This window comes from Novosphingobium sp. B-7 (assembly GCF_000410615.1).
Lineage (GTDB): Bacteria > Pseudomonadota > Alphaproteobacteria > Sphingomonadales > Sphingomonadaceae > Novosphingobium > Novosphingobium capsulatum.
Genome location: NZ_KE148381.1, coordinates 35,025 through 53,236, shown reverse-complemented (window position 1 = coordinate 53,236; position 18,212 = coordinate 35,025). Strand labels below are relative to the sequence as shown.

The 18,212-nt window shown below is 65.7% G+C and carries 17 protein-coding genes and 2 pseudogenes; 12 read left to right on the top strand and 7 right to left on the bottom strand.

The features are described from left to right. The coding region (locus tag H926_RS34865) for a YkgJ family cysteine cluster protein (RefSeq protein ID WP_237741073.1) at nt 1-323 on the bottom strand (323 nt) is incomplete at its 3' end. A gap of 3 nt (nt 324-326) precedes the next feature. Continuing rightward, nucleotides 327-944 carry an SCO family protein gene (locus H926_RS0116050; protein ID WP_028658112.1) on the bottom strand — a complete coding sequence of 206 codons (618 nt, stop codon included), beginning with the start codon at nt 942-944 and terminating at the stop codon, nt 327-329. 99 nt (nt 945-1,043) lie between these two features. Between H926_RS0116050 and H926_RS0116045 the strand changes: the two genes are divergently transcribed. From H926_RS0116045 to ssb, 5 genes and pseudogenes are all read left to right on the top strand, one after another. Further along, nucleotides 1,044-1,676, top strand: coding sequence for an ankyrin repeat domain-containing protein (locus H926_RS0116045; RefSeq protein ID WP_022677229.1), 633 nt, complete (start codon nt 1,044-1,046; stop codon nt 1,674-1,676). A 46-nt stretch (nt 1,677-1,722) separates the two neighbouring features. Next, nucleotides 1,723-2,403 (top strand): COQ9 family protein, encoded by a 681-nt coding sequence (locus H926_RS0116040; RefSeq protein WP_028658110.1) that lies wholly within the window; start codon nt 1,723-1,725, stop codon nt 2,401-2,403. A gap of 112 nt (nt 2,404-2,515) precedes the next feature. Continuing rightward, the gene (locus H926_RS0116035; protein ID WP_054132196.1) at nt 2,516-2,761 is read left to right on the top strand and encodes a FeoA family protein; all 246 of its coding nucleotides are present in this window, start codon (nt 2,516-2,518) and stop codon (nt 2,759-2,761) included. Next, a pseudogene (locus H926_RS28085) lies at nt 2,758-4,630 on the top strand (ferrous iron transporter B). Before H926_RS0116035 ends, H926_RS28085 begins: the two are co-directional and overlap by 4 nt. Before the next feature lie 86 nt (nt 4,631-4,716). Then, on the top strand, nt 4,717-5,274 hold the full coding sequence (gene ssb / locus H926_RS0116025) for a single-stranded DNA-binding protein (protein ID WP_022677226.1): 558 nt from the start codon (nt 4,717-4,719) through the stop codon (nt 5,272-5,274). A gap of 67 nt (nt 5,275-5,341) precedes the next feature. On the opposite strand, the gene H926_RS0116020 is transcribed toward ssb, so the two are convergent. The 3 genes from H926_RS0116020 to H926_RS0116010 form a co-directional block, all read right to left on the bottom strand. Next, entirely contained in the window at nt 5,342-5,704 is a 363-nt protein-coding gene (locus H926_RS0116020) for a hypothetical protein (protein ID WP_022677225.1), read from the bottom strand. A gap of 92 nt (nt 5,705-5,796) precedes the next feature. Continuing rightward, the gene (locus tag H926_RS0116015; RefSeq protein WP_022677224.1) at nt 5,797-6,543 is read right to left on the bottom strand and encodes a 7-carboxy-7-deazaguanine synthase QueE; all 747 of its coding nucleotides are present in this window, start codon (nt 6,541-6,543) and stop codon (nt 5,797-5,799) included. Nucleotides 6,544-6,674: 131 nt separating this feature from the next. After that, entirely contained in the window at nt 6,675-9,389 is a 2,715-nt protein-coding gene (locus H926_RS0116010) for a valine--tRNA ligase (protein WP_022677223.1), read from the bottom strand. Nucleotides 9,390-9,516: 127 nt separating this feature from the next. On the opposite strand from H926_RS0116010, the gene H926_RS0116005 reads away from it, so the two are divergent. From H926_RS0116005 to H926_RS0115990, 4 genes are read left to right on the top strand one after another with little or no spacing between them, the layout of a single operon-like run. Then, nucleotides 9,517-10,635, top strand: coding sequence for an ABC transporter permease (locus tag H926_RS0116005; protein WP_028658108.1), 1,119 nt, complete (start codon nt 9,517-9,519; stop codon nt 10,633-10,635). A gap of 3 nt (nt 10,636-10,638) precedes the next feature. After that, nucleotides 10,639-11,517 carry an ABC transporter ATP-binding protein gene (locus H926_RS28080; RefSeq protein WP_022677221.1) on the top strand — a complete coding sequence of 293 codons (879 nt, stop codon included), beginning with the start codon at nt 10,639-10,641 and terminating at the stop codon, nt 11,515-11,517. Nucleotides 11,518-11,520: 3 nt separating this feature from the next. Next, a complete protein-coding gene (locus tag H926_RS0115995; protein ID WP_022677220.1) occupies nt 11,521-12,459 on the top strand; it encodes an MlaD family protein in 939 nt (312 codons plus the stop codon). Nucleotides 12,460-12,495: 36 nt separating this feature from the next. Then, nucleotides 12,496-13,098 (top strand): ABC-type transport auxiliary lipoprotein family protein, encoded by a 603-nt coding sequence (locus H926_RS0115990; protein ID WP_022677219.1) that lies wholly within the window; start codon nt 12,496-12,498, stop codon nt 13,096-13,098. A gap of 36 nt (nt 13,099-13,134) precedes the next feature. Here the strand turns inward: H926_RS0115990 and H926_RS0115985 are convergent. After that, nucleotides 13,135-13,302, bottom strand: a pseudogene (locus H926_RS0115985) (plasmid stabilization protein); the annotation flags it as partial. Between the two features lie 222 nt (nt 13,303-13,524). Between H926_RS0115985 and H926_RS0115980 the strand changes: the two are divergent. Beyond that, nucleotides 13,525-14,001, top strand: coding sequence for a cache domain-containing protein (locus H926_RS0115980; RefSeq protein WP_022677217.1), 477 nt, complete (start codon nt 13,525-13,527; stop codon nt 13,999-14,001). Between the two features lie 122 nt (nt 14,002-14,123). After that, the gene (locus H926_RS0115975; RefSeq protein WP_237741072.1) at nt 14,124-15,224 is read left to right on the top strand and encodes an acyltransferase; all 1,101 of its coding nucleotides are present in this window, start codon (nt 14,124-14,126) and stop codon (nt 15,222-15,224) included. Here H926_RS0115975 and H926_RS28075 read toward each other — a convergent pair. After that, on the bottom strand, nt 15,221-15,820 hold the full coding sequence (locus H926_RS28075) for a type 1 glutamine amidotransferase domain-containing protein (protein WP_051146397.1): 600 nt from the start codon (nt 15,818-15,820) through the stop codon (nt 15,221-15,223). The genes H926_RS0115975 and H926_RS28075 overlap by 4 nt on opposite strands. Before the next feature lie 105 nt (nt 15,821-15,925). Between H926_RS28075 and parC the strand changes: the two genes are divergently transcribed. Further along, nucleotides 15,926-18,205, top strand: coding sequence for a DNA topoisomerase IV subunit A (gene parC / locus H926_RS0115965; protein WP_022677214.1), 2,280 nt, complete (start codon nt 15,926-15,928; stop codon nt 18,203-18,205). Nucleotides 18,206-18,212 lie beyond the last annotated feature (7 nt).

Genomic DNA, 18,212 nt, shown 5'->3' with positions numbered 1-18,212 from the left:
GGCTCGCCGGCGGCGCGCAGGCGATAGGCACAGGTTGCCGGCAGCCAGGCCACTTGCGCCACCAGGCGCGGGGTGAGCCGCAGGCAATCGGGCACCATGGCGCGGCGGTGGCGATAGTCGCTGCAGCGCGCGGTCTTGGTGTCGAGCAAGCGGCAGGCGACGTTGGTGTGATAGACTTCGCCGGTGTCTTCGTCTTCCAGCTTGTGCAGGCAGCACTTGCCGCAGCCATCGCACAGCGCTTCCCATTCATCGCGCGATAGCGTTTCGATCGGGCGATCCCAGAAGCGGTCCTGCGGCGCGCCGGTATTGGGGGGCGTGGCCATGTCTCAGCGCACCCAGCGCGTCAGTTCGGCGGCCACGGCCTCGCCGTTCTGTTCCACCGGCAGCAGGGCGATCGGCTTGCCATCGGGCCCCATCAGATAGGCCGCGCGGCTGTGGTCCATCAGATAGGCCTGTGGCGCGGCGCCCTTGGGTGCGGCGCGCTTCTGGTAATAGACGGCAAATTCCTTGGCTACGGTGGCAATCTGGTCGGCGCTGCCCGTAAGCCCGACCAGTTCCTTGCCGAAATTGCCGGTGAACTGCGCCAGCACTTGCGGCGTATCGCGGGCCGGATCGATCGAGACGAAGATCGGCACGAGGCGGGCTGCCTTGTCCGGGTGCGCCTTGGCAAAGGCGTGATAGCCCTGCATCAGGTTGGCGGTGTCGAGCGGGCAGACATCGGGGCAATAGGTATAGCCGAAATAGAACACGGTATATTTGCCGGCGAAATCGGCGGCATGCACGGTCTTGCCGGCTTCGTTCACCAAAGTGAAATCGCCCCCCAGCTGCGCCCCGGCCAGCGGCGCATCCGATGCCGGCGCACCGCTGCTGCAGGCTGCCAGCGGCAGGGTGAGGGCGGTGGCCAGCGCCAGTGCCGACAGGCACTTGCGGGCAATAATCGGCAAGAACGAGGGGTGATCCATGGCGTGGCGGTTCATGCTCTGCTAACAGCGCGCTTGCAAGGGCCACGTGCACCGTGGCCACGCCAGAGGAGGAATGCAGCCGTGTCGATCAAGAGGGCCAATTCGCGCCGCATCGCTCTTGCCCTGTGCGCCCTGGCGCCTGCTGCGGTGCTGCTGCCGGCCGGCCCGGCACTGGCCCAGTTCTCGGAAAGCTACAAGTTCCTCGATGCCGTGCGCAAGAAGGACGGCGACAAGGTGAACGAGGCGCTGCAAAATCCTGCCAGCCAGATCGTCAACACCAAGGACGTATCGACCGGCGAAACCGCGCTGCATATCGTGACGCAGCGGCGCGACCTGCTGTGGATGCAGTTCCTGGTGGGCAAGGGTGCCAACGTCAACGCGCGCGACAACAAGGGCGTCACCCCGCTGGTGGTGGCCGCCAACCTTAATTTCCTGGAAGGCGTGGACTTCCTCATTTCGGTGGGCGCGCGGGTGGATGATCCCAACAACACCGGCGAAACGCCCCTGATCACGGCGGTTCACGGCCACAACCTCGCCATGGTGCGCGCGCTGCTCAAGGCCGGCGCCAACCCCGATCGGCCCGACAATTCCGGCCGATCGGCCCGCGACTATGCCACGCTCGACCATGCGGAGGCGATTTCCGACGAGCTTGAGGCCGCCGCCAAGAAGCGCCAGACCGGCAAGGCGGCGCAAACCTATGGCCCCACGTTCTGATCACTGATGCGTTGATGTTCCAACCCGGAGACTTGCCATGATCGCCATGCCCGATGCGGCCACGCTGGAAACGCTCGATCTCGATCAGCTGCGCATCGAACTGGCGCCGCTGGTGGCCGAAGCGGCGATGTTCGACGGCTGGACCGGCGCGGCGGTTGATAGTGCCGCGCTCGCCGTTGGGCTCGATCCCGCGGTGGCGCGCCTGGCCTATGGCGTGGGTGAAAGCGGCGCGGCGATGACCATGATCGCCGCCTGGATTGCGCGGATCGATGCCGACATGGCGCGTGCCTTGCCGGCCAGCGAACTGGCCACACTCAAGATTCGCGAGCGTATCCGCCGCCTGGTGCAGTTCCGCCTCGATGCCCTGTCGGGCATGGAAGAGGCGCTGCGCCGCGCCCTGATCGAGATGGCCCGCCCGCGCAACAGCGCTCAGACGCTCAAGCTGGGCTGGCACAGCGCGGACGCCATGTGGCGCCTGGCGGGCGATACCGCCACCGATCTCAACCATTACAGCAAGCGCGCGACGCTGGCCGCGCTCTATGCCGCCACGCTGGCCGTCTTTGCCGAGGATCGCAGCGAGGACCATGCCGACACGCGCGCGTTCCTCGATCGCCGGATCGAAGGCGTGATGCGCTTTGAAAAGCTGAAAGCCGGCCTGTTCAAGCGTGAGGGCGAGCGGTTCAGCCCGGTGCGCCTGCTTGGCCGGCTGCGCTATCCCGCCCGCTGACCCCGCCGCTCACCCATTCGCGCGTGCCGCCAGGCCGTTTGATGAATTGATCGCGATCAATCTTCTTGCGAACGACTTGCATAAGCGGCTGGGCTATGGCAGCGGGGCTGCTGTGACGCTCGATGAACTACCGCTGGGCCACGATGCCCGAATCGCCTCGGTCGATTGGGCCGCGCTGGTGCCTGAAGAGGCGCAGCGCCTGCGCGCGCTGGGCTTTGACGAAGGGGCGCAGGTGCGCCTTGCCTATCGCGGGGTGTTCCTGGGCCGCGATCCCCTGGCGATCGAGATCGGGCGGATGACCGTGGCGCTGCGCCGCATCCATGCCCGCGCGATGCAGGTGGAAGAGTTGGCGGCATGAGCAGGGGGCCATTTGTCGCCGCGCTGGTGGGCAATCCCAATGCCGGAAAATCCGCGCTGTTCAATGCGCTGACCGGCGCGCGCCAGAAGATCGCCAACTATCCAGGCGTCACGGTGGAGCGCAAGGCCGGGCGCCTGCTGCTGCCCAGTGGCGAGCCGGTCGAACTGGTCGATCTGCCCGGTTCCTATGGCTTTGCCGCCACCAGCCCTGACGAGGAAGTGACCCGCAAGGTCATCATGGGCGAGCAGGTGGGCCAGGTGCGGCCCGATGTGCTGGTCATCGTGCTCGATGCCTCCAACCTCGAACAGCATCTGGTCTTTGCCCAGGAAGTGCTGGAACTGGGCCGGCCCACCGTAGTCGCGCTCAACATGGTCGATCTGGCTGCGCGCGACGGGTTGACGATCGATGCCGCCGCGCTGTCCGCCGAACTGGGCGTGCCGGTGATCGAAACCGTGGCGGTGCGGCGCAAGGGGCTGGCCGAGCTGGCCGCGGCCATCGCCGTGGCGCGCGACACCGCCGCTGGCGATGAAACCCCGGCGGCGCGCGTGCATGTGACGCTGCCCGAACGCCGCCTGCTGGCGCGGCAGATGGCGCAGGGCGCCACGCTTTCCGAAACCGCGCGCCATCGCATCCATGCGCGCATGGACCGGGTGCTGTTGCACCCCTGGCTGGGGCCGCCGGTGCTCTTTGCCCTGCTGTTCGTGGTGTTCCAGGCCATGTTTACCTGGGCCAAGCCGTTTCAAGACGGGCTGGATGGCGCCGCCTCTGCCCTGCAGGATCTGGTGCGCAGCGAATTGCCCGCCTCGTTGCTGCGCGATCTGCTGGCCGACGCGATCATTGGCGGGGGGGGCGCGGGGATCGTGTTCCTGCCGCTGATTCCTGCCGCTGATCCTCATCCTGTTCTTCTTCATCCTGGTGATGGAGGCGACCGGCTATATGGCACGCGCCGCGTTCCTGATGGACCGCATGATGGCCGGCGTGGGCTTGTCCGGGCGCAGCTTCATCCCGCTGCTGTCGAGCTTTGCCTGCGCCATTCCCGGCATTATGGCCACGCGCAGCATCACCGATCCCAAGGACCGGCTGACCACGATCCTGATTGCCCCGCTGATGACCTGTTCGGCGCGGCTGCCCGTCTATGCCGTGATCATCGCCGCCTTTATTCCCAACACGCGGGTGCTGCCGGGCGTGGGCCTGCAGGGATTGGTGCTGTTCGGCCTCTATGTTGCCGGTATCCTTGGCGCCATGGTCGTGGCGCTGGTGCTGCGCCGCTCGATCACCAAGGGCGCGGCCTCTGGCTTCATCATGGAGCTGCCCAAGTATCAGCTGCCCACGGTCAAGGATCTGGCGCTGGGCCTGTGGCAGCGGGCCTGGGTATTCCTGCGCCGCGCCGGTACGATGATCTTTACCGTGACGGTGGTCCTGTGGCTGCTGCTCAACTTCCCACGCGCCGAGCCGGGCAAGAGCCAGGTCGATGCCTCGATCGCCGGGCATATTGCCAATGGCCTGGCCGTCGTGGTCGAACCTATCGGTTTCAACCGCGATATCGCGCTGGCCCTGATCCCGTCGATGGCCGCGCGCGAAGTGGCGGTGTCCTCGCTCGCCACCAGCTATGCCGTGGACAACAGCGACGAGGACGCGCAGGGCCGCGCCCTGGGTGACCAGCTCAAGCACCACTGGAGCCTGGCGACCGCGCTGGCGTTCCTGGCGTGGTTCGTCTTTGCGCCGCAGTGCATGTCGACCATTGCGGTGACCCGGCGTGAAACCAACGGCTGGAAGTGGCCTGGCTTCATGCTGGGCTATCTCTTTGCGCTGGCCTATATCTTCGCCGGGATCACCTATTGGACTGCCGTGGCGTTCGGATTGGGTTGATCCGCAGAAATCTTTGCTGTGGGGCGTGCATTGCCATGCTCCCTTGCGCTATCAGGCGCGACTGAATTCCATAGGGACGAGATTCGATGGCAGGCAGCGTCAACAAAGTCATTCTGATCGGCAACCTGGGGGCCGACCCGGAGATCAAGTCGTTCCAGAACGGCGGCAAGATTGCGAACCTGCGCATTGCCACCTCGGAAAACTGGAAGGACCGCAACACCGGCGAGCGCAAGGAGCGCACGGAATGGCACAGCGTCGTGATCAACGGCGATGGCCTGATCGGCGTGGTCGAGCGCTTCCTGCGCAAGGGCAGCAAGGTCTATATCGAAGGCCAGCTGCGCACCCGCAAGTGGCAGGACCAGAGCGGCAATGACCGTTACAGCACCGAAGTGGTCGTGGCCGGCATCGGCGGCGCGCTGACAATGCTCGACGGCCCGCAGGGCGGTGCCGGCGGTGGTGGTGGCGGCGGTCAGCGCTCTGGCGGAGGCGGCTGGAACGACGGCGGCTCGAGCAGCGGCGGTTCGCGTGGTGGTGGCAGCGGTGGCTTTGGCGGCGGGTCGTCCTCGGGCGGCGGCAGCACCTGGAACCAGGGTGGCGGCGGCGGCGGCTTCGCCGACGATCTGGACGACGATATCCCGTTCTGATCGCGCCATCTGTACGCGATGACCGGCCCCCTCCTTGGTTCAAGGAGGGGGATTTTTTATGCCGGCGTCAGCGGCCGCAGGCGTCGTAATAGCCGGCGCGGCAATCGGACACAGCCTGGCGCCAGGCGGCCAGGTCGCGCTGGTATTGCGCCTGCGCCTGGGCATAGCCGCCATCATTGTCATAGCCATATCCCGCGCCATAGCCGTTGCTCTGGCTGCGCGAGGCTTGCTGGCGATATTCGCGGGCCCAGCGGGCATCGCGCTGGCGCACATAGTCCAGCTGGGCCTGGTTCATGCGGCGGATTGCCTCATGATCGCGCATCCGCGCGGCGCTGCTGCGCATCGACGGATCAGCCGGATCATCGGCGCGTGCTGCACCAGGCAGCGCTGCGGCGATCAGCGCCGCAGCCAGTAGTGGAGTGACCCTCATGGTTCTTGTCCCTTTGCGTATCCCGGCAAAGGCATAGCAAGGTGGGGAACCGGCGGGCAGAGCGCTTGCGACGAATGGTTCCGCAGTTGGTCTCAGGTTCCGCGCGTGTCGCCGTAGAGGTGAATGTGCAACCGGTCGGTCATGCGCCAGCCCTGCTCCAGGGCGAGCGCTGACAGCCACTTTTCGCGGCTGCGCAGGGTTTCGCTGTCGGTGCCTTCGGGCATCACGAACAGGCGCTCGCCGGGGATGCCGTAGCAGGCCTGCAGCGCGGCGACCTCGTCACCATCTGCCGGGCTGGCCACCACGAACTTGAAGAACGCGCGCGCGTCGGCCGCCCAGGCTGCCAGCCGTTCGGGGATCAGCGCCAGATCGGCCGGGTTGCCCGAATGCGCCAGCTTGGGCGAGACGTTGAACTGGTCGATCAGCGGATCGATCGCGGGCGTGGGGGCAACCGTGCCGTTCGTCTCGATCTCCACGTGCAGGCCGGGCCGCGCCTGTTTGAGCGCCGCCAGCACACGGGCCAGCGCGGCGGCCTGCAACAGCGGCTCGCCCCCGGTTACCACCACGCGGTCTTGCGGAAAGGCCAGCAGACGGGCGACTACGTCGTCTTCGGGCAGGATCAGCTGGTTGGTGCTGCGCGCGAACGCCTGGTCATCGCGGTGCGGGCGGTTGTCGCCGGTAAACCGCCAGGTATAGGCCGTGTCACACCACTGGCAGGCCAGATTGCAGCGCGACAGGCGGATGAACAGCGACGGTCGCCCCGCCGATGGCCCTTCGCCCTGCAACGAGGCGAAGATTTCCGGCTCACCGGGGGTGGTGGTGGCAAGGGCGATGGTCATGGGCGTTGCTGGTGGCTTCGCACCACCCCCCGCCCCCCTCCTCTGAAGAGGAGGGGGAGCACCGAGGTCATGGCCCCCTCCTCTTCAGAGGAGGGGGTTGGGGGTGGTGCGAGGCACAGCACGATGGTTTGTTACCCCAGCCGCGCCAAGGCAGCGGCCAGGCGCTGGCTTTCCGCGCTGTGGTGGGCGTGGTCGGCGCGGGCCTTTTCTACCGCTTCGGGCTTGGCGCGTTCGACGAATGACGGGTTGCCCAGGCGGCCTTCCAGGGCCTTGGCTTCCTTTTGCGCGGCGGCCAGGGCCTTTTCCAGGCGGGCCTTTTCCGCGGCGATGTCGATGATCCCGTCAAGCGGCACGACCAGCGTGGCGTCACCGGCTACGATCTGCATGGCAGCGCCCGCAGGGGCCGGGGCGAAGTGGATTGCCGAAAGACGCGCCAGGCGTTCGATCGCGGCCGGGTTGGCGGCGATGATCGCGGCGGTGCGTTCGCTCGGCGCAGCCAGATAGGCATCGAGCCGGGCGCCGGGCGCGATGCCCAGTTCGTTCTTGGCGGTGCGCAGCGCGGAAACCAGCGCGATCAGCCACTCGACCTCGGCCTTGGCATCGGCGTCGACGCTGGCCTGTGGCGCGGGCCAGCGGGCCACGATCAATTCGTTGTCGCGGGCGCCAAGCGCGTGCCACAGCTCTTCGGTCACGAAGGGCATGAACGGGTGGAGCATGACCAGGATCTGGTCGAGCACCCAGCCGGCCACGGCGCGGGTTTCATCGTCGAACGAACCCTTGATCAGTTCGATGTACCAGTCGCAGAACGTGTCCCACACGAAGTGGTAGATCGTGTTGGCGGCCGCATCAAAGCGCAGGTCGGCCATCGCCTGGTCGAGCGCAGCAACGGTTTCCACCACTTCGCCCACGATCCAGCGGTTGACCGCGCTGGTCGCCTGCGGGGCTTCCAGCGTGGTGGAGGCGGCAATGCCGTTGGCCTGGCAAAAGCGCGCTGCATTCCACAGCTTGGTGGCGAAGTTGCGATAGCCCTCCACCCGCTTCTCATCCATCTTCACGTCGCGGCCCTGGCTTTCCATTGCCGCCATGAAGAAGCGCAGCGCGTCGGCGCCGTACTTGTCGATCAGGCCCAGCGGGTCGACCACGTTACCCTTGGACTTGGACATCTTCTGCCCATCGGCCGCGCGCACCAGCCCGTGCAGGTAGAGCCGCTTCCACGGCACTTCGTTCATGAAGTGCAGGCCCTGCATGGCCATGCGGGCATCCCAGAAGAACAGGATGTCAAAGCCCGAGACCAGCAGGTCATTGGGATAGTGGCGCTGCACCAGCGTGGTATCGTCGGGCCAGCCCAGCGTGGCAAACGGCCACAGGGCGGACGAGAACCACGTGTCGAGCACGTCTTCGTCGCGGGTGAGCGGCTTGTTGCCGGCAAGGGCCTGCGCCTCTTCCTCGGTTTCCGCGACATAGGCCTTGCCATCGGCATCGTACCACGCCGGGATGCGGTGGCCCCACCACAGCTGGCGCGAGACGCACCAGGGCTGGATGTTTTCCATCCAGTTGAAGAAGGTCTTTTCCCACGACTTGGGCACGATCTCGATGGCGCCCGAGCGCACCGCCTCGATCGGCTTGCGGGCAAGGAATTCGGCATTCACATACCACTGGTCGGTCAGCCAGGGTTCGATTACCACGCCGCCGCGATCGCCATAGGGCGTCTGGATCGTGCGCGGTTCGGCGTCGTGCTCGGTCTCGTTGCCTTCCTTGTCCTTGGTGACATGGGGCACGAGCAGGCCTTTTGCCTTGAGCGCCTCGACCACGGCCTTGCGCGCGTCAAAGCGATCGAGGCCGACGAATGCGTCGGGGATCAGGCCATCGTCGGTCTGCACCACCTTGGCCTCGGCATCGAGCATGTTGAGCATGTCGCGCGCTTCGATTCCGGCGCGCTTGCCCACTTCGAAGTCGTTGAAATCGTGCCCCGGGGTGATCTTCACCGCACCGGTGCCCAGCGCCGGATCGGCGTGTTCATCCGCCACGATCGGAATACGCCGGCCCGTCAGCGGCAGCAAGACATGCTTGCCGATCACGCTCTTGTAGCGTTCGTCGTCGGGGTGCACGGCCACGGCCATGTCGGCCAGTATGGTTTCCGGGCGCGTGGTGGCAACGACAATATGATCGGCCCCGCTGTCGAGCGTGACGCCATCGGCGAGCGGATAGCGGAAGCGCCAGAAATGGCCCTGCACCTCGCGCGTTTCCACTTCCAGGTCGGAAATCGCGGTCTTGAGCTTGGGGTCCCAGTTGACCAGCCGCTTGTCGCGGTAGATCAGGCCCTGGTTGTGCAGGTCAACGAAGACCTTGACCACCGCGCGGGTGAAGTGCGGGTCCATGGTGAACTGCTCGCGGCCCCAGTCCATCGAGCAGCCCAGGCGGCGCAGCTGGCGGGTGATGGTGCCGCCGCTTTCCGCCTTCCATTCCCACACCTTGTCGACGAATTGCTCACGCGTGTAGTTGGTGCGCTTGTCCTGGTTCGCTTCCAGCTGGCGTTCCACCACCATCTGCGTGGCGATGCCGGCGTGGTCGGTGCCCACCACCCACAGCGCGTCCTTGCCCTTGAGGCGTTCGTGGCGGATCACGATGTCTTGCAGCGTGTTGTCCAGCGCATGGCCGATATGGAGCGAGCCGGTTACGTTGGGCGGCGGGTTCACGATGGTGAACGGGGTGGCATCGGGGCGTTCCGGGCGGAACAGGCCTTTGCCTTCCCAATGGCCATACCAGCGCGCCTCGATAGCGCCCGGTTCGAACGTCTTGGCCAGCTGGTCCTGGCCCGATTCCTGCTGCGTAATGGTCTCGCTCATGGCTGGCGCCTTGCCAGTTGCCGCCCGCTATCGCAAGCGGCGGCGGGAACGGAAAAGCCGCTTCCTGCGTTTCGCCGCACGTGATGCACTTGTCGCCCCCTCCATTTTCGCCCATGAAGTGGGCAGGATGAGAGCCTTAGCCGATTTCACGATAGAGCCGGGCCAGGGCGGTGGCGGCAATGTGCTGCACTTCAGCGGCCCGATGGTGGTATCTTCCCTGGGTCTGGTCGATCGGCGCCTGCGCCAGATCGCCGATCCGGTGGACGAGATCGATGTCAGCGACGTAGAACGCATGGACACCGTTGGCGCCTGGACGGTGTGGCGCCTGTCACAGCAGCTCGGCGCCAAGATCGTCAATTGCCGCGACGAGGCCGAACGGCTGATCAACGCGATCAGCAAGACCGACGAGAACCGCGAAAGCATCCGCGCCCCGCGCCTGCCCCTGATCGAGCGGGTGCCCGATGAAGTCGGCAAGATGGTCATCGCGCTGGCGGTGGGGTTCCTGCAGATCATCGGCTTTCTGGGCCAGGCGATTTCGGCGATCGGCATGACGCTGCGCCATCCGCGCCGCTTTCGCGGGCTGGCGCTGGTGCACCAGATGGAACTGGTGGGCGTCAACGCGCTGGGCATCGTCGGGCTGATGAGCTTCCTGGTCGGCGTGGTGATCGCGCAGCAGGGGGCGGTGCAGCTGCAGCAGTTTGGCGCGGAAATCTATACGATCAACCTCGTCGGCCGCCTGACCCTGCGTGAGCTGGGCATCTTGATGACCGCGATCATGGTCGCCGGGCGATCGGGATCGGCCTTTGCCGCGCAGCTGGGCACGATGAAGCTGACCGAGGAAGTGGACGCCATGCGCACGATCGGCGTCTCGCCGACCGAGGCGCTGGTGTTGCCGCGCATTCTGGCGACGATGATCATGTTGCCGCTACTGGGCATCTATTCGTCGGTGCTGGGCATCATCGGCGGCGCGTTTCTGGGCTCGGTGTCGCTGGGCATTCCGTTCCTCACCTTCCTGGCGCGCATCCAGGAAGTGGTGCCGATCCACGACGTGTGGGTCGGGCTGGTCAAGGGGCCGGTGTTCGGCCTGATCGTCGCGCTCGCCGGCTGCTACCAGGGCATGCAGGTCAAGACCAATGCCGAGGAAGTGGGCACGCGCACCACCTCTGCCGTGGTGCTGGCGATCTTTACGGTGATCGTGCTCGACGCCTTCTTTGCGGTGTTCTTCACCAAGATCGGCTGGGGGTGAGCCATGCATGATCCCCAGGCGCACCTGGCGCCGATCCCCGACGAATTCGAAGGCGATTACCCGATCCGCGTGCGCGGGCTGGTCAATCGCTTTGACGACCATGTGATCCACGACGGTCTCGATCTCGACGTGAAGCGGGGCGAGATCATCGGCGTGGTGGGCGGCTCGGGCACCGGCAAATCGGTGCTCATGCGTTCGATCATCGGCCTGCAGATCCCGCAGGAAGGTTCGATCGAGGTGCTCGGCCGCTCGATCACCGACGCGCGCGATGATGACGATATCGATATTCGCAGCCAGTGGGGCGTGCTGTTTCAGGGCGGGGCGCTGTTTTCCACGCTGACCGTGGCGGAAAACGTCGAGGTGCCGCTGCGCGAGTTCTATCCCGAGATCACCGACGAACTGCGCCACGAAATCGCGCGCTACAAGGTGCTGCTGTCGGGCCTGCCGGCCAATGCCACCAGCAAGTATCCGTCAGAGCTTTCGGGCGGCATGAAGAAGCGCGCTGGCCTGGCGCGCGCGCTGGCGCTCGATCCCGAACTGCTGTTTCTGGACGAGCCGACCGCCGGGCTCGATCCGATCGGGGCTGCCGCGTTCGATACCCTGATCCGCAGCCTGCAGGAAACCCTGGGGCTGACCGTGTTCCTGATCACCCACGATCTCGATACGCTCTATGAAATCTGCGATCGGGTGGCAGTGCTCGCCGACAAGAAGGTGATTGCCGTGGGCACGATCCCCGAACTGCTGGCGCTGGATCACCCGTGGATCCAGGAATATTTCAACGGACCGCGCGGCCGGGCGGCCAAGGATGCGCAAGATCGCGAAGCGGCCCATGTGGTAAAACCCAATCCCGAGGCGGCCACCTCCGCGATGGAACAGGAATAAGCGATGGAAACGCGGGCAAACCATATCTGGGTCGGGGCCGTCACGCTGCTGCTGCTGATCGGCGCGGCGGTGCTCACGATCTGGATCGCGCGGCTGAACCAGAACGCGCAGAACGAATACGACATCTTCTTCAAGCAATCGGTCGATGGCCTGGCCAAGGGATCGGAAGTGTCGTTTTCGGGCGTGCCCTCGGGCCAGGTCAAAGACATCGAACTGTGGGAGAAAGACCCCGAGTTCGTGCGCGTGCGCATCGCCATCGACAAGCGCGTGCCGATCCTGATGGGCACCACTGCCAGCATCCAGGGCAGCTTTACCGGCGTTTCCACGATCCAGCTGGCCGGCGCCGTCAAGGGCGCGCCGCCGATCGACCAGCCTGGGCCGGAAGGGGCGCCCGTGATCCCGACCAAGCGTTCGGGCCTGGGTGAAATCCTGTCCAACGCGCCGCTGCTGCTGGAGCGCCTGGCCACCCTGACCGAGCGCCTCACCATGGTGCTGTCTGACAAGAACCAGAAGTCGATCGAGAACATCCTGGCGCATACCGACAAGATGACCGCCAATCTGGCCGATGCCTCCCCGCAGGTGCAGCGCACCCTGGCCGAACTGCAATCGACGCTGCGCCAGGCGACCTATACGCTGTCGGCCTTTGAAAAGGTTGCCGGCTCGGCCGACAATCTGCTCAACGACCAGGGCAATGGTCTGGCCAAGCAGCTGCGCGATACGCTAAAGTCTGCCCAGGCGGCGGCCGATGCGCTCAATGATACGGCCAAGTCGGCGCAGCCTGGGCTCAAGCGGTTTGACCAGCAGACGCTGCCGGCAGCCGATGCGGCGCTGCGCGATCTTCAGGCCACCACCCGGTCCTTGCGTGAATTGACCGATCGCATCAACGATCGCGGCGTCAGCAGCGTGGTCGGCAGCCCCAAGCTGCCCGACTACAAGCACTGATCGTTGCGCCATTGCTCTCCACTGGGGGAATTTGACATGCCGTTTCGCCCGCTCATCCCCGCCTCGCGCCCGGCCATCGGTGCGCTGCTGGTGGCCGCTCTCAGCCTGTCGGGCTGTGTCAGCATCGGTGGCAAGGCGCCTGCCACGCTGCTGGCGCTCAGCTCTGATGCCACGGTTCAAGCCGGGCAGGGCGCCTCGGGCACGCTGGCCAAGTCTGTCGTGGTGATGGAGCCTTCGGCCGATGCGCGCGTCTCGGTGCTGCGCGTGCCAGTGCAGATCGATGCCAGCAACGTGGCTTACATCAAGAAGACACAGTGGGTCGAACGCCCGGCGCGCCAGTTGCAGCACCTGATCGCCGAAACCCTGCGCGCCAAGGGCGGCCGCCTGGTGGTGGAAAGCGATATCGACCAGTGGCAGCAGCGGCTTTCGGGCCGCCTGCTGGCCATGGGCTATGATCTGCCGAGCCACAGCGCCGTGGTGCGCTTTGACGCCGTGAAGGAAGCACCTGGCGGGCAGATCGAAACCCGCCGGTTCGAGGCGCGCGTGCCCAATGTCAGCGATGATGCCGCCGCCATCGGCCCGGCCTTGAACCAGGCCGCCAACGATGTGGCGCGCCAGGTGGTCGACTGGCTGGGATGATCGGGCGCCGGGGCGCGGCTGTGGTCAGCCGTGCTTGCGGCCCGAACCCGATTTGTTGCCGCCGCCGTCCTGCTTGTTGACGGTGGCCCAGGCGCGCGCTTCGGCTTCCTTGGGTTCTACGCCGCGCGCTTCATAGCTCTCCTCGATGTGCTCCGCCTTGCGTTTCTGCTTGTCGGTATAGGCGTCTTTGCTGCCTTGCGGCATCGTCGTTCTCCTGGGCCAAAGTCATCGGCACTGTCTGCCAGTTCCTGATCAAGGGGTGGCGCGCACGATGGTTCCGGCAAATTTGCGCCAATTGATCTATCGCACCGACACCGCCGCCAGCGCATGGCACATCCGGCCTCACCCAAGGGGGATCGCGCGATAGTCCGCCGCGCGGCGTTCCTTCCGGGGCGTTTGACCCATGCGTCCAAGGAGGCTCGACCAATGTTGCCCACGTTTCCCCGCCTGATCCTGGCCTGTGCCATGGCCTGTGTTACCGTGCCGCTGGCGTCCGTGCCGGCCCAGGCTGCCGCCCATGCCGGATCGGCCGATGCCCAGGCGCTGCTCTCACGCGCGGTGGCCGAAGTGAAAGGCGTTGGCGCGCCCAAGGCCTTTGCCGAATTCAACGATCCCAACGGCCCGTTCCACACCCGTGAGCTGTACGTTTTCGTGTTCAGTATGACCGGCCGCTATGAAGCGTCGGGTGCCGATCCCAAGCTTGCTGGCAGCGATGCCAGCGCCATGACCGATGCCGAAGGCCGCCCCTTCGTGCAGGACATGATCGCGCTCGCCAAGGCCAAGGACGGCGGTCGGGTGGACTATGTCTGGCTCAACCGTGTGGACAACCGGGTGGAGCACAAGCGCTCGCTGGTTCAGCGCGTGGGCGACCATATCGTTGGCGTGGGGTACTATGCCGGCTGATAACCAGGGCTGATCGGGCTTGGCCGCGTGCGGGGCACGTTTAGCCGCCTGACGGGTTTGACATCCACGGCCCCGCCGCGTTCATCGCGTGGCGGGGCGTCGATGCAAGGATGTCAGCGCCCGTGTTCCAGGAAAGCCAGTCGTTTGCCGATACCCGTGTCCGCACTTCGCGTGCGATCGGCCTGGCCCGCGTGCTGTGCATCCTGGGTATTGTCTATGTCCACGCCTGGACCGGGCTCTATGGCCCGGCGCTGACCGCGCTCGACCACACGCCGCAGGGCCTGTTGCGCTGGGGCCTGATCGAACTCTTGGCGCGCTCGTCGGTGCCGCTGCTCAGCCTGGTGTCGGGCTGGCTGGTGGGCCCGTCGCTGGCGCGGCGCGGCGCGCGGGCATTCCTTGCCGGCAAGGCGCGCACCGTGGTCGTGCCGATGCTGGCATGGAATGCCATTGCCATCGTCGTGGTATCGGGCGCTGCCTACCTTGGGTTGCTCTATGCGCCGCAGCCCACGTCGTGGGGCTGGTTGGCCAACGAGTTGACCGGCCTTGCCCACCCGAACGAGATCAACGTGCAGATGCCGTTCCTGCGCGATCTGTTCGTCTGCCTGCTCGCCGCGCCGCTGTTGGTGCGGCAGGGCGATCGCACGCTGGCGGGGGTGGCGGTTGCCGCCCTGGCGTGGAGCCTGGCGCCGCCGGTTTTCCCGCTGTTGCAGCGCCCGTCGATCCTGGGTTTCTTTGTCCTGGGCATGCTGGTGCGCCGGCACGATGCGGCTGCGCGCATCGCCGGTGCGCCGCTGGTGCTGATCCTGGCGCCCTACCTGGCGCTGTCAGGGGTGAAAATCTGGCTGGAACTCTATGGCGAAGCGCAGGGGCTGGCGTCGCCCTTGCTCATGGCGGCGGTCGATCTGGCCATGCGCGGCGCCACGGCGCTGTGTTTCTGGGCGTTGGCCTGGCGCCTTGCTGCCACGCGGGCCGGGGGCGTGCTGCTGCGGCTGGAGCCGGCGATGTTCCTGCTGTTCTGCTGCCACCTGATCCTGATCTGGTGCGCTGGCCCTGCCATCGGCCGCCTCACCGGGCCGCTGGGAGCGCCGGCCTATCCCCTGTTCCTGCTGGCCCAGCCACTGCTGGCGCTGGGCGCCACGCTCTTGCTGGGCAAGCTGCTTGTGGCCGTCAGCCCGCCGCTGGCGCAATGGCTCAGCGGCGGGCGTCTGGCCTTGCAGCGTTAGTCTTCGTCTTCGTCGGCGAGCAGGCCTTCCTCTTCCTCTTCCTCCCAGCCCTTTTCGTCCTCTTCCTCCTCGTCTTCCTCCAGCGCATCGATCAGCGCCTGGGCAAACATCGGGATGTCATCGGGCTTGCGGCTGGTGATGAGGTTGCCGTCGATCGCCACGGCCTGGTCCACCACATCGGCCCCGGCGTTTTCCAGGTCGGTGCGGATCGAGGGCCAGCCCGTTACCGTGCGGCCATCGATGATGTCGGCTTCCACCAGCAGCCAGGGGCCGTGGCAGATCGCCGCGATCGGCTTGTCCATGTCGTCGAATTCCTCGACCAGCTCGATCACGCGGGATTCGAGCCGCAGCGCATCGGGGTTCATCTGGCCGCCGGGCAGCAGTAGGGCGTCGAAGTCATCTGCTTCCACCGCGTCGAGGCGCATGTCCACCTTGACGCTTTCGCCCCAGTCGGTGTGGTTCCAGCCCTTGATCGAGCCGGTCTTGGGGCTGGCGACTACGGTTTCGATGCCGGCTGCTTCCAGCGCCTTTTTCGGTTCAAGCAGTTCGGATTGTTCAAAGCCGTCGGTGGCTAGGATCAGCACGCGTTTGGCCATGGTCATTCTCCGTCAAATCGGGGGGATACTTGCCCACAATGGCCCGCCGTGATGACAGTTCCGGAGGTTTCGTTTTGTTCACGGTATTGCTACACGGATTCGGCCATGGCCGATGATTTCAAAGATCCGTTCGACGCTATCGTCGATGCCCCCTTCGACTCCGCCCTGTCGGAGCGATACCTGGTCTATGCGCTGTCCACGATCACGGCGCGATCGCTGCCCGATCTGCGCGATGGCTTGAAGCCGGTGCACCGCCGCCTGCTGTGGGCGATGCGGCAGTTGAAGCTCGATCCCAACGGCGCGTTCAAGAAATCGGCTCGCGTGGTGGGCGATGTGATCGGCAAGTATCACCCGCACGGCGATGCCAGCGTCTATGACGCGATGGTCCGCCTCGCCCAGGATTTCGCGCTGCGCTATCCGCTGGTCGAAGGGCAGGGCAATTTCGGCAATATCGATGGCGATAACGCGGCGGCCTATCGCTATACCGAAGCGCGGCTGACCGCGACGGCGATCCGCCTGATGGCCGGGCTTGACGAAGGCACGGTCGATTTCCTGCCGACCTACAATGGCGAGGAGCAGGAACCGGAAATCTTTCCCGGGCTGTTTCCCAACCTGCTGGCCAATGGCGCCAGCGGCATTGCCGTGGGCATGGCCACCAACATTCCCAGCCACAACGTGGCCGAGATCGTCGATGCCACGCTGATGTTGATCGACAATCCCCACGCCGAACATGCCCAGTTGATGGAGGTGTTCCACGGCCCCGATTTTCCCACCGGGGGCGTGGTGGTCGATAGCCCGGCGGCGATTTCGGCTGCCTATGAAACCGGGCGCGGTTCGATCCGCGTGCGCGGGCGCTTTTCGACCGGCCGGACCGAGGATGGCGCCTGGGAAGGCAGCGGGATCGAGCGGCTGGGCAGCGGCCAGTGGCAGCTGGTGATTTCCGAAATCCCCTACATGGTGCAGAAGGGCAAGCTGATCGAACAGATCGCCGCCTTGATCGGCGACAAGAAGCTGCCGATCCTGGAAGACGTGCGCGATGAAAGCGACGAGCACATCCGCATCGTGCTTGTGCCCAAGAGCCGCAATGTCGATCCCGAGCTGCTCAAGGAATCGCTGTATCGGCTGACCGACCTGGAAACGCGCTTTGGCCTCAACCTCAACGTGCTGGATTCGCAGCGCACGCCGGGTGTGTTGGGCCTGAAACTGCTGTTGCAGGAATGGGTGGTCAGCCAGATCGACATCATGCTGCGCCGCACGCAGCACCGGCTGGACAAGATCGCCGCGCGGCTCGAACTGCTCGAAGGCTATATCATTGCCTATCTCAACCTCGATCGGATCATCGAGATCATCCGCACCGAGGATGAGCCCAAGCCGGTGATGATGGCCGAGTTCGGCCTGACCGATCGCCAGGCCGAGGCGATCCTCAACATGCGCCTGCGCAGCTTGCGCAAGCTGGAAGAGATGGAACTGCGCCGCGAGCACGACGCGCTGCTGGCCGAGCAGGACGATCTCAACAAGCTGCTGGAAAGCCCGGCGCGCCAGCGCACCCGGCTCAAGCGTGAACTGGCGGCGCTGCGCAAGGAGTATGGCCCGGAAACCGCGCTGGGTCGCCGCCGCACCACGATTGCCGAGGCCGCACCGACGCGCGAATTCTCGATGGATGCGATGATCGAGAAAGAGCCGGTCACCGTCGTCCTTTCCGCACGCGGCTGGATTCGCGCCGCCAAGGGGCATCTGCCGCTAGATACCGAGTTCAAGTTCAAGGAAGGCGATGGCCCGGCCTGGGTCTTGCACGCGCAGACCACCGACAAGCTGCTGGTCGCGCTCGACAATGGCCGGTTCTACACGCTCGGCGCCGATAAGCTCCCCGGCGCGCGCGGCTTTGGCGAGCCGATCCGCACCATGGTCGATATCGATCCCGATGCGCATATCATGGCGCTGGTGGTCTATCGGCCCAAGGGCCAGTTGCTGCTGGCCGCCAACACCGGGCGCGGCTTTGCCGCCGAGATGGACGAACTGCTGGCCGAAACCCGCAAGGGGCGCGGCGTGGTATCGACCAAGCCCGGCGTCAGCCTCAAGATCGTGCGCGAGATCGCGCCCGAACATGATCACGTTGCCGTGGTGGGTGAAAACCGCAAGCTGGTGATCTTTGCCCTGTCGGAAGTGCCGATCCTGGCCAAGGGGCAGGGGGTGACGCTGCAACGCTATCGCGATGGCGGCTTGTCGGACGCCATCACGCTCAAGCTGGAAGACGGCCTCACCTGGGCCATGGGCGGCGAAACCGGCCGCACCCGCGTGGAAAAGGATCTCCTCCCCTGGAAGGTCGCCCGCGGCGCCGCCGGACGTTTGCCACCTGTTGGCTTCCCGCGGGATAATACGTTCTAGGCAGGTA

Excerpts from the sequence above, each read along its gene's own strand:
- H926_RS0116040 (WP_028658110.1), top strand. The coding sequence starts at position 1,723 with ATGCCCGATGCGGCCACGCTGGAAACGCTCGATCTCGATCAGCTGCGC.
- ssb (WP_022677226.1), top strand. The coding sequence starts at position 4,717 with ATGGCAGGCAGCGTCAACAAAGTCATTCTGATCGGCAACCTGGGGGCC.
- H926_RS0116020 (WP_022677225.1), bottom strand. The coding sequence starts at position 5,704 with ATGAGGGTCACTCCACTACTGGCTGCGGCGCTGATCGCCGCAGCGCTG.
- H926_RS0116015 (WP_022677224.1), bottom strand. The coding sequence starts at position 6,543 with ATGACCATCGCCCTTGCCACCACCACCCCCGGTGAGCCGGAAATCTTC.
- H926_RS0116010 (WP_022677223.1), bottom strand. The coding sequence starts at position 9,389 with ATGAGCGAGACCATTACGCAGCAGGAATCGGGCCAGGACCAGCTGGCC.
- H926_RS0116005 (WP_028658108.1), top strand. The coding sequence starts at position 9,517 with ATGAGAGCCTTAGCCGATTTCACGATAGAGCCGGGCCAGGGCGGTGGC.
- H926_RS28080 (WP_022677221.1), top strand. The coding sequence starts at position 10,639 with ATGCATGATCCCCAGGCGCACCTGGCGCCGATCCCCGACGAATTCGAA.
- H926_RS0115995 (WP_022677220.1), top strand. The coding sequence starts at position 11,521 with ATGGAAACGCGGGCAAACCATATCTGGGTCGGGGCCGTCACGCTGCTG.
- H926_RS0115990 (WP_022677219.1), top strand. The coding sequence starts at position 12,496 with ATGCCGTTTCGCCCGCTCATCCCCGCCTCGCGCCCGGCCATCGGTGCG.
- H926_RS0115980 (WP_022677217.1), top strand. The coding sequence starts at position 13,525 with ATGTTGCCCACGTTTCCCCGCCTGATCCTGGCCTGTGCCATGGCCTGT.
- H926_RS28075 (WP_051146397.1), bottom strand. The coding sequence starts at position 15,820 with ATGGCCAAACGCGTGCTGATCCTAGCCACCGACGGCTTTGAACAATCC.
- parC (WP_022677214.1), top strand. The coding sequence starts at position 15,926 with ATGGCCGATGATTTCAAAGATCCGTTCGACGCTATCGTCGATGCCCCC.